At 44.4% G+C, this 13,947-nt stretch carries 12 protein-coding genes; 3 read left to right on the forward strand and 9 right to left on the reverse strand.

Translation table 11 applies throughout. From position 1 onward, the window contains the following. Positions 1-9: 9 nt before the first annotated feature. From MKZ16_RS27360 to MKZ16_RS27390, 7 genes are all read right to left on the reverse strand, one after another. Positions 10-1,638, reverse strand: coding sequence for a polysaccharide biosynthesis protein (locus MKZ16_RS27360; RefSeq protein WP_036685266.1), 1,629 nt, complete (start codon positions 1,636-1,638; stop codon positions 10-12). Positions 1,639-1,664: 26 nt separating this feature from the next. After that, positions 1,665-2,150 carry a DUF456 family protein gene (locus MKZ16_RS27365; protein WP_038573189.1) on the reverse strand — a complete coding sequence of 162 codons (486 nt, stop codon included), beginning with the start codon at positions 2,148-2,150 and terminating at the stop codon, positions 1,665-1,667. A gap of 58 nt (positions 2,151-2,208) precedes the next feature. Continuing rightward, the gene (locus tag MKZ16_RS27370; RefSeq protein ID WP_036685270.1) at positions 2,209-2,976 is read right to left on the reverse strand and encodes a Cof-type HAD-IIB family hydrolase; all 768 of its coding nucleotides are present in this window, start codon (positions 2,974-2,976) and stop codon (positions 2,209-2,211) included. A gap of 76 nt (positions 2,977-3,052) precedes the next feature. Continuing rightward, positions 3,053-5,158, reverse strand: coding sequence for a penicillin-binding transpeptidase domain-containing protein (locus tag MKZ16_RS27375; RefSeq protein WP_076105304.1), 2,106 nt, complete (start codon positions 5,156-5,158; stop codon positions 3,053-3,055). A 31-nt stretch (positions 5,159-5,189) separates the two neighbouring features. Continuing rightward, entirely contained in the window at positions 5,190-7,265 is a 2,076-nt protein-coding gene (locus MKZ16_RS27380) for a penicillin-binding protein 2 (protein ID WP_256715499.1), read from the reverse strand. Between the two features lie 173 nt (positions 7,266-7,438). Beyond that, positions 7,439-8,584, reverse strand: a complete 1,146-nt coding sequence (locus MKZ16_RS27385; protein ID WP_036685274.1) for a transglutaminase-like domain-containing protein — start codon at positions 8,582-8,584, stop codon at positions 7,439-7,441. A gap of 63 nt (positions 8,585-8,647) precedes the next feature. After that, positions 8,648-9,085 (reverse strand): hypothetical protein, encoded by a 438-nt coding sequence (locus tag MKZ16_RS27390; protein WP_036685280.1) that lies wholly within the window; start codon positions 9,083-9,085, stop codon positions 8,648-8,650. Between the two features lie 270 nt (positions 9,086-9,355). Between MKZ16_RS27390 and MKZ16_RS27395 the strand changes: the two genes are divergently transcribed. Then, on the forward strand, positions 9,356-10,543 hold the full coding sequence (locus MKZ16_RS27395) for an MFS transporter (protein ID WP_038573195.1): 1,188 nt from the start codon (positions 9,356-9,358) through the stop codon (positions 10,541-10,543). A gap of 133 nt (positions 10,544-10,676) precedes the next feature. Continuing rightward, the gene (locus tag MKZ16_RS27400; protein WP_036685586.1) at positions 10,677-11,024 is read left to right on the forward strand and encodes a DNA primase; all 348 of its coding nucleotides are present in this window, start codon (positions 10,677-10,679) and stop codon (positions 11,022-11,024) included. Positions 11,025-11,120: 96 nt separating this feature from the next. Here the strand turns inward: MKZ16_RS27400 and MKZ16_RS27405 are convergent, their stop codons facing one another. Both MKZ16_RS27405 and cyoE read right to left on the reverse strand, forming a co-directional pair. Further along, entirely contained in the window at positions 11,121-11,738 is a 618-nt protein-coding gene (locus MKZ16_RS27405) for an SCO family protein (protein WP_141118578.1), read from the reverse strand. A gap of 23 nt (positions 11,739-11,761) precedes the next feature. Continuing rightward, positions 11,762-12,694 carry a heme o synthase gene (cyoE, locus tag MKZ16_RS27410; RefSeq protein ID WP_036685285.1) on the reverse strand — a complete coding sequence of 311 codons (933 nt, stop codon included), beginning with the start codon at positions 12,692-12,694 and terminating at the stop codon, positions 11,762-11,764. Positions 12,695-12,926: 232 nt separating this feature from the next. On the opposite strand from cyoE, the gene MKZ16_RS27415 reads away from it, so the two are divergent. After that, positions 12,927-13,928, forward strand: coding sequence for a metal-dependent hydrolase (locus MKZ16_RS27415; protein ID WP_076105306.1), 1,002 nt, complete (start codon positions 12,927-12,929; stop codon positions 13,926-13,928). The last annotated feature ends 19 nt before the right edge of the window (positions 13,929-13,947 follow it).

The raw sequence follows: 13,947 nt of genomic DNA on the forward strand, positions 1-13,947 counted from the left end.
AAGTCAAACCTATTCTCTCATACGAACACGTGCAGGCTGTAACTTCATCAGCGGATTCAATAATTTTTGCAGCGCCCGCGGATAACTGGAGATTTCCTGTTTAGTCAGCACGCCCAGCACAATAAGCAGTACTAGATAAATAACAACAACTGCTGCTCCTACAACAAGACAAGTGATCAGAAACGCCAAACGTGCCGGCATCAGATCTGTTAATAGAATCCCAGCCTCATTCAAGCCATAACCAATCCCGCCGGACACAAGTACCGCAATCGCGAAACCGCCCCAACGTTTGCCCATAATTTCAAAAGGCACGATCGATTTCAGCATGCGTAAGTTAAGCAAAGTAATGACCACGAAACAAAGTGCTGTTGCACCGATGATTCCGTAGATGCCAAATACCTTACTAAGTAATAAGCTTGCCACTAATTTTACAATAATACCCGCTAACACATAATACATGGAAATTCGCGATTTGCCCATACCTAACAAAATAGAGTTCGTTGTCATCATCGTAATCTGAAAGATCGTTCCTAAAGTAAGCATGGCTACGATACCACTGCCATCTAAACTGGCGAACAATAATCCATTTACAGAATAAGCAGCTGCTACAAGCGCCAATACAATCGGCATCCCTGTCAAAATAGAAATCCGCAGAGCAAGCGTTATCTGCTTTTTCAAATGCCCCTCATCACGGCGGGCATAGGCAGCCGAAATGATCGGAATCAATGAAGTTCCAAGTGCGATAGCTAGAACAGGTGGAATGCCCGCTACACTCTGAGCACGATTGGATAAAATACCTAGCGCTGAAGTGGCACTCTCCCTACCTATCTGATCAATCAATAATCGTACCGTAAGAGAAGTGTCAATTACATTCACAACCGGAATCGTAAGGGAAGACAGCACAATGGGAATAGACAGTGTAAAAATATCCTTGTAGATACCCCAAATCGGTAATTTTTGAGCAGTATCATAATTCAATCCTAATTGCTTGTCCTCACGACGAAGTTTGACTGCAAAATAAATCATTACGCCAAACGCCGCGATACTACCGATCACGCTACCAAAGGATGCTCCCGCAGCAATTGTAGTGTTGCTATAACCTTGATGTAATAAAATATAAGCCAGCAAAATAGCGGTCAGTACGCGAGCGAATTGCTCCACGATCTGAGAAATCCCACCTGCCATCATATTGTTGCGGCCTTGAAAATATCCACGCATCATCGCTATTGCCGGAAAAAGCAGCAGCGCAGGCGCAATAGCTTTTATCGCCATCGCCGATTCAGGGACATCAGCAATATGAGTTGCATAAAATGGAGCCCCTATGTACAGCAAGACAGTCATAAACACCCCTGCAGCCACTGAAAACAGCAGTGCAGCATGATACACTTGTCTCGCCTCTTCAGGACGATTCAAGGCGTATCGTTCAGAGACCATTTTGCTGAGTGTACTTGGAATCCCAGCGGTGGCTACGGTTAGAAGCATTAAATAGATATTGTTAGAAACTCCGAACGATGCTCTCCCCACACCGTCAAAGATATGGTCCAGCGGCACCCGCTGGACAAGCCCGAGTACCCTTGCCACCAAAGCTGCAGCAGCAAGGATAAGCGTGCCTTTAACAAAAGACTCTTTCTTGGACAAACTCTTTCCCCTTCTTCACTGTTAAATTAAAACCGGGCGACCCATATAAAAAAGAGGACGACCATAATTACCTGCAACACGATTTTGACCAAGGTGCTGCTAAATAAGCCAAGTATGGAGCCAACACTTACCTTAGCAGCTTTAGAAGGTGAAGATCCCACGATCAATTCTCCAATAAAAGCCCCTAGAAATGGCCCAATGATAAGACCAAAAGCCGGGATAACAAAAGGTCCCAAGATCAGCCCGATCGTGCTCCCGATAATCGATGAACGTGAGCCGCCAAATTTTTTGACACCCCACGCTCCTACAACATAATCAGCAACAAAAAGAACTACAACAATCAGTGTTTGAATAATCCAGAACCAAACCCCAAAGGGCTCAAAAGAAAAGAACCAGCCGTATACAAAAAAGGCAAGATAGATCGCTAACGCACCCGGCAGTATGGGATACACAGCCCCTGCCAATCCTACAGCAAACAAAACAATGATAAGAATCCAACCCAGGATCGTCAATTCCTTAACCTCCTACTAGCATAATGCTCCATGGATTCACTTCGCAGTACTGCTTTTATTATTTGCTGCCTACAGAGGCTGCAGCTTCGGTAAAGATATACTTTTGGATGACCTCGGCAATCCCGTCTTGATTATTGGTCGCCACCACAACATCAGCCTCTTGTTTAACCGTCTTTTGCGCGTTGCCCATGGCAACCCCAAGTCCAGCCTGCTGGATCGCCGCCAGATCGTTAAGGCTGTCGCCCACAGCTACAACTTGCGACATTTCTATTCCCAGCAGCTTGCAGACTTCCTTTATTCCTGCTGCCTTATTCACGCCTAGAGGATTAATCTCCAGATTGTGCGGAGAAGAGTTCGTAATCTCCAGTCCACCCATATCTTGAAGACGAAGCAACAGCTTATGGCGAAGCTCATCATCTTCAGTGTGATAACCGAACTTAAGCCATTCTCTACCCGTTACATCCCCATCCCAGTTATCCTGTTTGAGAACTTCGTCCAGAGAATAAGCCCAGAACCAGATGTCATCTGCTTTTGCAAGATCATACATTTCTTGTACCAGCTTGGGATCCATTAGCGATCTCCGGTATATTTCATGTGGCGCTCTCCACACCTCACTGCCGTTCACAGTGATCATCGGTGTCTCTAAACCTAGCTGCTCTGCATAGGGTAAGGCACTTACAAATGCCCGGCCTGTCGACAGACAGACATGAACGCCTGCGTTGACCGCCTTTTGAATCCATTCCACCGTTGTGGGTGTAATTATCTGTTCATCATTCAGTAGGGTTCCATCCATATCCAATGCAAGCAGGCGGTATTTGGCAATCATTTGCCACCCCTCCATTCTTGTATGCTCTCTATTGAGAAGCTGTTTATTTTTTTAAATCTTAGCCATAGGGTCAGAGTTACTCGGTACCTGTAGTCTCTCCCTCCTTCGCATTATCATTAGTATTATTGCCAGACTGGAGACTTTTCTTTGGAACTCCATCAAGCCCATATTCCCAATCATAGGCATCAAATATTTTACGTGCGACTGGTGCCGCACTTTGTGAACCAAAGCCACCTTCAGGGATTACAACCGCCACAGCCAACTTAGGATTATTACGTGGAGCATATGCAATAAATACCCCATTATCGCGAATTTCACCCTTAGCTACTTGCTGAGAGGTTCCCGTCTTACGGGCAAAGTCATAAGGGAAATCAGAAAAAGCACTAACTTCACTTCGCATCCCCTGCTTAATTTCATTCCAGTAGGACTTATCGAAGTTTGTTACTTCATCAAGCACCTCACGTTTAAATTCTTTGATTATATTTCCATCTGCATCAGTAATCTTGCTAACCAGTTGAGGTTTAATCCGCTGTCCTTCATTAGCAAGTGTAGTAACATACTGTGCAAGCTGCATTACTGTATAACTTCCTTGTTGTCCGAAAGAGGCATAGACCAGTGCGGACTGCGCACTACCAGCAGCTTCTATATTGGTATAGTTTCTTTGACCCAAGAATTCATTAGGCAGGTCAATTCCCGTAGATACACCAAGGCCGAACTCTTTCATATAGACATCCCAGATGTCTATCCCTTTGCTTTTATATTTGTCATACAATCTTTTACCGACCATATCGACCATAAATGCATTCGAGGATTTCTCAATGGCTCTAGCAGGATCCAAAGAACCATATACGTGGTTAGAAGAGTTTCTTACCTTCGTTTCATGCCCAGACTTACCAAAAGTCGCAAAACCTCTATCCTGATAATAAGAAGAAGTTGAAAACAACCCTTCATTCAGACCCACGAGTACACTCAAAGGTTTAATCGTTGAACCTAGAAGCAGTACAGATCTTAGTCCGTTCCCTGAGGTTCCCGAAGAAATAGGAGTGATCGTACCGTTCTGATAATTATCCATAATACTGTTCCAGACATCTGAAGACAAAGAACCTGATGTCCAAACATTCGTATCATAGTCAGGCATACTCGCCATAGCGACAATATTACCAGTATCCACTTCCATCGCTACTGCATATCCCGTTAAAGCATTCGGATGCGTTCTGCCTTGTACGGTATTAGAGTGCAACCATTTGAGCTGATCTGTTATCGCCTGTTCTGTCTTCATCTGAACATTCTTATTAATCGTTGTCCAGATGTCATTTCCTTTGACAGGCGGAACGACACGCTCAATTTTCTCCGCCATATTCTGTGGATTAACGGAAATTTCCTGATAGCCGTTTTGCCCGCGAAGCTCACGCTGATATTTCAGCTCCAGCCCATCGAATCCAACAAATTCGTCATCCTTATACGTTAGCCCTGGCTCTGGATTGTTTTTCATAGCACTTAGAATGTTTTTATAAATATTAAGACTGTTCGCGGATTTGAAGGGTTTGATATAACCAATCGTCTGTACAGCAACCGTATCTTTATCATAATGACGAATGCTCTCCTCGACAATCTCAAGCCCCGGATATTCTCCTTTATGCTCCATGAAATAAGCTACTTCTTCAGTAGTCAGATCAGCCTTAATTCGCCGTGCCATAAAGCCAAGTGATTTACGAAAATATAAATCCAGCGCATCAATTACATCTTTCTCCGTCATCTTCTCTGCATTTGGATTACCATATTTATTGAAATCAGCTACCAGCTTGGCTGCCAAGGCATCAGACTTGGCCTTAGCCTCTGGGGTCAGCGTTGTTTTACCGGTGACTTTATCTGTTTCCTTAGCCGTATACTCTTTATTGAGCGTGATATACAGCGATTGAACAGGTGTGGAATAAGCTAGCTTCTCACCGCCTGCAGCGTATATAACCCCTCTCATGGAAGCTAACGGTACATTTTTAGTATCTCTACTCGTCTCTACCTCAGTTAAAGTTGGACCTTCCACGAACTGCAGGACAGCTAGCCGGATGATGATTACGCAAAATATAACGAACGTGCTAAAGAAAAACACGTTGAGTCGCAGGCCAATGGAACTTTTGCTGCTGGTCTCGTCAGGAGGTGAGGCCTGCTTACGGAAAAAACTCACAGTTTTTCTCTCCTTTTTCTCTAATTTAAGCTTATTGTTCTTGAACGGGATCTGCCACAGGAGGAATATTCTTCTTTGGAACCCCATCCAGCCCATATTCCCAATCATAAGCATCAAAAATCTTACGGGCAACCGGAGCTGCACTATTGGAGCCAAAGCCGCCCTCCGGAATCACAACCGCTACAGCCAGTTTCGGATTCTCACGTGGAGCAAAGGCAATAAAAACCCCGTTATCACGGTTTATATTTTTTCTATCCGTTTTTTCAGAGGTTCCTGTCTTACGGGCAAAATCATAAGGAAAATCGTCAAAAGCACTAACTTTACTGCTCATTCCCTGTTTGATTTCTCTCCAGAACGATTTATCAAAGGTTACTTTATTAAGCACTTCTTTTTTAAATTCCTTAACCACCTTACCTTGCGCATCCGTAATCTTACTTACAAGCTGTGGTTTAATTCGCACACCTTCATTTGCAAGTGTAGTAGCATACTGGGCAAGCTGTAATGTAGTATAACTGCCTTGCTGGCCAAAAGATGCGTAGACGAGCGCGGCCTGCGAGCTCCCTGCAGCCTTGAAATCTGTATAGTTAATCTGACCTGGTGATTCACCGGGAAGACCACTTTGTGTTGACACACCCAGTCCGAACTTTTTCATATATTGGTCCCAGACCTCTACGCCTTTATCTCCCAGGTATTTCTTATAAAGTTGCTTTCCGACCATATCCACCATAAATACGTTAGAGGATTGCTTGATAGCATCAGCCGGATACAGTTTTCCATAGACATGACCTGATGAATTTCTAACCGATGATTTATCATCCTTACCGAAATAGGTAATCCCCACATCTGGATAAGTGCTCGAGGTGCTAAAAAATCCTTCATTTAAACCAATTAATACACTTAACGGTTTGATGGTCGATCCCATGAATACAAGAGAGCTAAAATCATGACCCGATCTCCCGGAAGAATTCGAGGTAATAGTACCATTCAGATGATTGTTCATAATTTTATTCCAGACGGATGTAGGCAACGAGTCCTTTGTCCATACATTCGAATCGTAATCCGGCATACTCGCCATAGCGACAACATTACCAGTCTCTACTTCCATTGCTACTGCATAACCTGTTAAAGCATCTGGATGAGTTTCGCCTTGAACAGCATTGGTGTGCAGCCATTTAATCTGATCCAATATGGCCTGTTCAGTCTTCATCTGAACATTCTTATTAATAGTCATCCAAATGTTATTGCCTTTTACAGGGGGAACGGTCTGTTCTACCTTCTCCGCCATATTTTGAGGAGTGACCGAAATGACCTGATAACCATTTTCTCCGCGCAGTTCGCGTTGATACTGCATTTCCAGACCATCAAATCCTACATATTCTTCCGTTTTATACATAAGTCCCGGTGAAGAATTGTCTTTCATTGCACTACGAATATTTTTGTACATCGCTATGTCTTCGGTTGATTTAAAAGGTTTGCCAAAACCCACCGTCTGCACAGCTACCGTATCTTTATCGTAGTGGCGTACACTTTCTTCCACAATGGTAATACCTGGATATTCATCCTTGTGTTCCATGAAATAAGCTATTTCTTCTGAAGTTAGCCCTGCTTTTATACGACGCGGTACATAACCCAGATACTTTTTAAAGTCCAGATCAAGTAAATCCAGCACGTCCTGCTGCGTTAACTTGGGGGCATCTGCACTTCCATATTTCTCAAACTCCGCTACTAATCTTGCTGCAAGGTCATTAGACTTATTTTTCGCTTTTTCCGTTAGTGAGGTTTCACCCGTTACTTTATCGGTAGTTTTAGCTGTATATTCCTTATTTAGGGTAAGATAGAGCGACTCAACAGGTGTAGAATAGGCTATCTGCTCACCCCCGGCAGCAAAAATAATCCCTCGCATGGCTGCCAGCGGAACAAACTTCGTATCCCGTTTAATCTCTTCTTCTGTCAGCAAAGCTCCCTCAGTAAACTGCAAACCTGCAAGACGCACAATAATGATACAAAAAATAAAAAAAGTGCCAAAGAAAAACAGATTCAATCTCAGACCTACAGAATGTTTCGAAGATTTCCCGTCCGCAGGCGGGAGCTGCTTCCCAAAGCTCACCAGCTTTCTTCCCTTCTATATAAAAATAATGTCTGAATTGCCTTAGCCAGCGACATTGCTCTTATAATGAAGGTGATTTCTAAGAAGCTGATTGTGAGCATTGCACTCGCATTTATGTTAGAGCAGTTGGTATGAGTTTATTGTACCACACGGAAGGAGTGCGGCGCCCTCACTCAGAGTGCGTTCTCCCTAATATGCGTATCGTCAAAATCCTTCGGATTAAACCAATCTCCGCTGCTCGCCCAAGTGGGATCCAATGGAATCCAAGCTTGCCGGTCACTTATATAAACTTCATTCCAGGCATGTGCGCCATACCCGCCTCGACCATCATAGCCTTGCCCCGTTACAACGCGCACCTGTAACCCTTGAGAGCGGGCCATAACAGCGTAAAGACGGGCATAATCAATACATACCCCTATGCGTGTGTCGAAGGTATCCTGCGGGGTCTGTTCATGCCAAATTCTATTTTTTTCATAATTTTCCGCTTTGGCGTAATCATAAGTTACTCGTGTTCCTACCCAATCATACAGTAGTCTGGCTTTCTTCTCGTCTCCTTGCGCTTGTCCAATAATATCTTCAGCAGCTCCCACAATATCTTGTGGAATGTCATGATCGATAACTTCATATTTTCTGCGCAGAATATCATTCATCTCAGCTGCAACGGTCTTCGTCAGAATAGGCAGCTTTTTCTGCACTGTCTCCCCAACAAAGGGTTCAAATACAGCGGCAGCGCTTTGACTGTAGATCGGAGAAGATTCCACATAACGGCTAAATTGACTTTCTGGATTTAGGCCAACACAAATGAAGAGAGCGAGCACAATAATTAAACCACGAGTCAAGCCTATAATTAATCCTATGATAGCTCCACCCATACGGCTTACTTGCGTAATCTTTCTGTCCTTAAATGTCTTGGTGCGCCGTAGCTGGTGGAATGGAAGCAGCATAGACAACAATCCCAGAAGCATGCGAATTAAGATATAAGAGAGCAATAACAACAATAGAAACCGCACCAGCGGCGATTCCGCCAGCACAGACACAGCCGTATAATAAATTTGCTGCCACTGGGTCAGCTGTTTATCAGGCAGACTTATTCCTGCTGCCCAAGTCTGAACATGAGGATTGAGATACGCCGCAGCAGGAATGGCCAGCACCAAAGAAGCTATTGTAAACAGTCCTGTTCCCAGCAGACCGAATAATCTTCCGGTAGCACTTGAGAACCCTCTGCTCCAGCCTTGCAATAGTGAAAAGACTACTACCAGCAGGAGGGCGATGGAGATGATATTTGCATCACTCAGACTAGTCAACCAACCGTTTATCATATCCAATCTCCCCTTTCAGCCGCCCGCTTGCTTGTTTTTGATAATCATTTAAACTGAGGCCGTTTATTGATGTTTCCGAGCTTCCTCGATAAATGTTTGTGTGGTATCTGTAATACTCCACTTCCCAAGACTAACTCCGCGGAAAGTAACCTCTACCTTATCTTCACCAGTAGTACCTTTCACTTCAATATTCGGAGTTGTGATCGTAAATGTTCCGTCACCATTTGAAGTGTACTTCGCATCCTGCGCCTCTTTAAGCATGACCTCTTGTGCTTCCTTCTTCAGCGTGCTTACCGTTCCATCTGCCACCTTATTCACAGCGTTACCAATTTGGTCCATTGTCACACCACTATAGATGAATAGACCTACAACGATAATAATGACAATCGCCCATTTCAACATCGTTTTGACCAAATTAACAACCGCGAACAACAGAACAAGCGCAATAACAATAACTAACCAATTCTCTCTAATAAACTGTGACCACACCTCTGGATCCATCAACCTCACAACACCCCTATCGCCTAGTTTCGTCCTAAGGATTATCTCCTCCATAGACATGACGCCAATATTAATTATTATACATGAATGCCCATCATAATTCATGGTTCCACAGCCAGAGAAAGGTATACCTGCTTACAGGAATTAAAAAAGCGGTATAAGCCCTCTCTGTCCCACGTAAAGTACAAGTAGTTGCTTAAATTTGATCTTCTTAAAATACGCCTTCCTGCATTAACCTTTATTGTAGGTGGCTCTCGGAGGTGTTTCCCTGTGAAAACTGCGCTATGGCTGTACCTGTTTCTTTTTCTGGCGTTTTTTGATTTACATGCACAGTATCCTATTCTAACGCCCTTTGCCATCTCTCTTGGTGCGGGACCCGCCTTTATTGGCTGGATGATGGGCATGTATTCGTTGACCCATCTTCCTGGCAATTTGCTCGCAGGCGTACTCGTCGATCGTAATGGCAGCCGCCGCTACATCGTCTTTAGCCTTGTTACTGCGGGAGCCATTCTATTGCTGCAGGCTCACGCTCAGCTTCCGTGGCATTTGCTGATGCTACGAGCAGCAAGCGGGTTCGCGCTCGCCTTCCTCTCTCCGGCGTGCATGACCTTGCTGGCTTCATTATCATCTGATGCCACTGAGCAGGGGAAATATATGTCCGGACATGGTATCGTTCATACCTTAGCTTCAGTGGTATCCCCAGCAGCGGGTGCCTTTATCGTAGCTAAAGCTGGCTATTCCGGCACCTTCACCACATTGGGATGGCTGCTTATCGCTACAGGAATCATGGCTTTTTTCAGTGTACCGGCGCCTGCCCGGCGTTTAGTACGCCCTGTAAACTCAGCAGCACCTCCTTTAAAAAATCAGGATCTTCCTTCGGTCCCTATATCCGATCCCAATCCAGTTTCCAAACGTTATTATCTGCTGCCTTTTTTCGTTTCTTGTTCACAAGGGGTTCTGTTCTTTGAGCTTCCTCTATCTCAGACCGGAAGTAATAGCATTGTTTCCACAGGTATTCTTTTATCGCTCCTTAGCTTAGGGGCTTTGGTAACACTCAGTTTGTTCTTCCTGAACCGCTTTTCCCCAGGAGGAAGAATAGCCGTGGCCTTGCTAGGAATGGCCCTTTGTTTTTTTGCGCTCGCCTCACTTCACAGCATTCCCGCTTCCGTTATTCTCTTTATGCTGGGTGCAGCCAAAGGAATATTATTTCCTGCAATGGCTTCGCTCTTTATTAGTCTAGGTGGACCAGGACGTATGGGACGCACCTTCTCCATGCAGTCGATAGCCATGTCACTAGGTGCATTCGCAGGGCCTGTGGCCGCAGGACAACTAAGAGACGTTGTTTCGCCTTATTTCATTGCCTTTCTATTGCTGATGGTTGCACTATTACTGCTTCCGCCAAAAAATTCAGCCAAGCTGTCCACCTACTCTTCCAAATGGAATGGGCGGGCCGCATGATTTATTGTTTTTACGACATTTCCCGGGGAATGAAGATTTTCCTGTAGAAACAGTTGTTAAAACTGCTCCTCCTTCGGTAAACTATAATGAGTCTGAAAGTTCAGGCTTCATTTCCGGAGGTGATTGTCAGCAAATGTCCATTACGATTATTGTCGAAGGCAAAAACGATCGCAGCAGATTACGACGCGTGCTGGTACCGGAAGTCGAAATCCTCTGTACCTTTGGTACATTAAATACGCTCAAACTCGAGTCCCTGCGACAAAAAGTAGGAGATGGAGAAGTATATCTTTATATGGATAACGACAGTTCAGGCAAAAAAATACGCGGGATTCTCCGCGATGCCTTTCCCGATGCTGGTCACATCTATACGCGCCGGGGTTATGCCGGAGTGGAGGGCACTCCAGATGAATACAATATTAATCAGCTTGAAAAAGCGGGTCTGGAAGAGTTCATCATATACCCTGAACCCATTCCTTTTTGATTCGCGATATATTGCCTAAGAAATTAAAAACGCCTTTTTCGTTATCCCTTCAATAAACGGGATTCGAAAAAGGCGTTTCTGTTATGCGGTTATGTTCTATTCACGAGCCAATTCATTCAGCCTATCGGCAAGAAATTCAGGCGTTACGTTATCCGTATCTCCTGCGTCATACAATGCACGGAGACGATTGTCCCGATCAACCAATGCTATGCGATTGGCATGTACGAAATTTTCTTTACTATTCCCTGCAATTAGTACTTTAAAAGAATCAGTTGCCAGCTTACGAATCACTTCCTGATCCCCCCGTAAGAAGTACCAACCCTTATAATCTGCCTGGAAACGGTCCGCAAAGGTCTTAATGGCTTCACGTGTATCATTCTCTGGATCAAAAGAAATGGAGACGAACGCCGTATCTTTTCCAAAGTTGCCCTCGTCAACCAGAATCTTCTGTGTCTGGGATAACAGGAACGTAGTTATAGGACATACATCCGGACATTGCGTGAAAAAAAAGTATACCAGCCGTGCCTTACCTTGTGTATCAGCCAGAGTAATCTGGTCTCCATCCACATTTTCAAGTGAAAAGTCCTGCACTTCTCCGATTACCGGCAGTTTTTCTTTTCCTAAATTCAAAGAATTAACTGCCAGATAACCAGCCATTACCAAAGCAAGCAATAGTAGAATCCAGGTCCATTTATAACGCTTAAAGGTCTGCACGGACAATAATACCCTCCCTCTTCTTAACCGTGAATCGTATTTAATACAAGTACGATCAAACTTACCGTTAGGTAGTTAATGGAGAAGAGGAAGTTCTTCTTCGCCCAGACTTCGTCATCTTTTGCTGCAAAGCCCATCAAGGTTATGATTAACCAAGCCAGGGACAGCGCTGTTGAAATCACCAGATAAAAAATGCCTGCATAATCGTAGGCGTACATTAACACTGGAATAGGCAGTAACAGTGCTACATAAGGAATCATTTGAAACTTCGTACGACGTGTTCCTTTGACTACAGGCAGCAGTGGGAAACCTGCGGCTCTATATTCTTCTTTACGTCTAATCCCGAGCGCCCAGAAATGGGGAGGTTGCCACAGAAACAACATCGCAAACATCAGCCAAGCCCCTAGATCAACTGTTCCCGTAACTGCAACGTAGCCAATTACCGGTGGCATAGCTCCAGAGATCGCACCTACTGAAGTGCTCCATGTTGATGTCCGTTTCAACCAAAGGGTGTATACTACAACGTAAACGAACATCCCTACAATCCCGAACAGACCGGCTAAAACTCCAGAAAAAGCAAACAGCACAATCAAACCCGCAATCCCAAGCCCAATAGCATACAGCAATACGGTTTTGGGTTTCAGTCGTCCTGTAGGAAGCCCACGATCGCGCGTTCTTTCCATCTTCATATCCAGATCACGGTCGAAATAGTTATTAAAAACACAGGCCGAAGCCATAACCAGCATTGTACCGAGCAGAGTCAGAACTAATCTGCCGTATTGAACATCCCAACCTGAAGCCAGCCAATATCCTGCAAAGGCAGCGATGAGGTTAGATCGGATAATACCGGGTTTTGTTACGGTAATGAAATCACGCCAACTTGCACCTTCCGGTGGAGATTTTGCAGACATAGCTGCAGAATCGGAAGAAGCTTGAAATGTTATATGATTATCCACACCAAATGATCCTCCTTCTAAACAAACTTCTAACGTTCTAGCCGAAGCACTAAATAGACTTCGCTGTTAACTTTATCATATCAAACCCGAGGAGACTTTGACAGTCATGGCACAGTATGTTCATGAATTTGACAATTACGTGACAATATTTATTTTCAGCCCCTTAATAACCTAAGCCGTATTTGGGTAATTATTAATAATGTACTTCCGAACAACAAAGGAGAACTGACCAATGGACACTGCTACACATTTAGTTATGGGCATAGGGTTAGCCGGACTTTCTTTCGTCGATCCCGTCGTTGCTTCTGACCCTAAACTGGCCGGGGCCGTTATGCTGGCAACGATTTTAGGCTCACAGGCTCCTGATGCCGATACCGCATTACGACTAAAGGACAATGCAATATATATTCGTAATCACCGTGGAATCACACACTCCTTGCCTTTTCTAATTTTGTGGCCCGCTCTGATTGCCCTAGTCTTAGGGCCTCTGTTTGGGTTTACTGATTTGGCAGCTTTAAGCCATGTTGCACTCTGGGGTTTCATAGGTGTAGGCGTGCACGTCTTCTCTGATCTGTTTAACACCTATGGAACTCAGGCGGCCCGTCCATTCACTGAGAAATGGATCGCCTGGAATATCATCCACATTTTCGATCCATTTATTTTTGGCAGCCATATCGCAGCTATTCTGCTCTGGATCACTGGGATTGTTCCGCCTAAACCTTTATTTATTACGCTTTATGCCTGTACCATTCTTTATTATATTTGGAGAACGATTGTTCATGCCCGCCTTACACGAAACATCAAGCTTAAAGATATACACCATACTGCTGGCGAACGTTATATTGTAATCCCTACAATTTCACTTAAACGCTGGAACGTAGTTAAAGTGAAAAAAGACGGCAGTTATGACGTTGGGCAGCTACTGAACAACCGTCTGGAATGGTTCAAACATGCGGTCTGCTCGAATCATCCCGCTGTGGAAATATCCAAGTCGCATCCAGATATTCAGTCCTTTTTATATTTCACCTCTTATGCGGTGGCCGAAGTGGAGGAGCTTCCTTCAGGATATATGGTGCGCTGGGGAGACGTTCGTTATTTACACCGCAAACAATACCCTTTTGTGGCTGTATTAGTTATGGATAACCAATATAAACCTTTAAATACTTATGTAGGCTGGCTTAGCAGCGATAAGCTCGACAAACGATTTTCCATCGACCCTGGTTCTTTACGATGAAACTGTAGACTTACTGAGA

Source organism: Paenibacillus sp. FSL R5-0928 (assembly GCF_037970385.1).
Taxonomy (GTDB): Bacteria; Bacillota; Bacilli; order Paenibacillales; family Paenibacillaceae; genus Paenibacillus_AQ; species Paenibacillus_AQ odorifer.

Bases quoted from the DNA above. Each gene is read 5' to 3' on its own strand.
- MKZ16_RS27390 (WP_036685280.1), bottom strand. From the start codon at position 9,085: ATGGATCCAGAGGTGTGGTCACAGTTTATTAGAGAGAATTGGTTAGTT.
- MKZ16_RS27400 (WP_036685586.1), top strand. From the start codon at position 10,677: ATGTCCATTACGATTATTGTCGAAGGCAAAAACGATCGCAGCAGATTA.
- MKZ16_RS27415 (WP_076105306.1), top strand. From the start codon at position 12,927: ATGGACACTGCTACACATTTAGTTATGGGCATAGGGTTAGCCGGACTT.
- MKZ16_RS27385 (WP_036685274.1), bottom strand. From the start codon at position 8,584: ATGATAAACGGTTGGTTGACTAGTCTGAGTGATGCAAATATCATCTCC.
- MKZ16_RS27370 (WP_036685270.1), bottom strand. From the start codon at position 2,976: ATGATTGCCAAATACCGCCTGCTTGCATTGGATATGGATGGAACCCTA.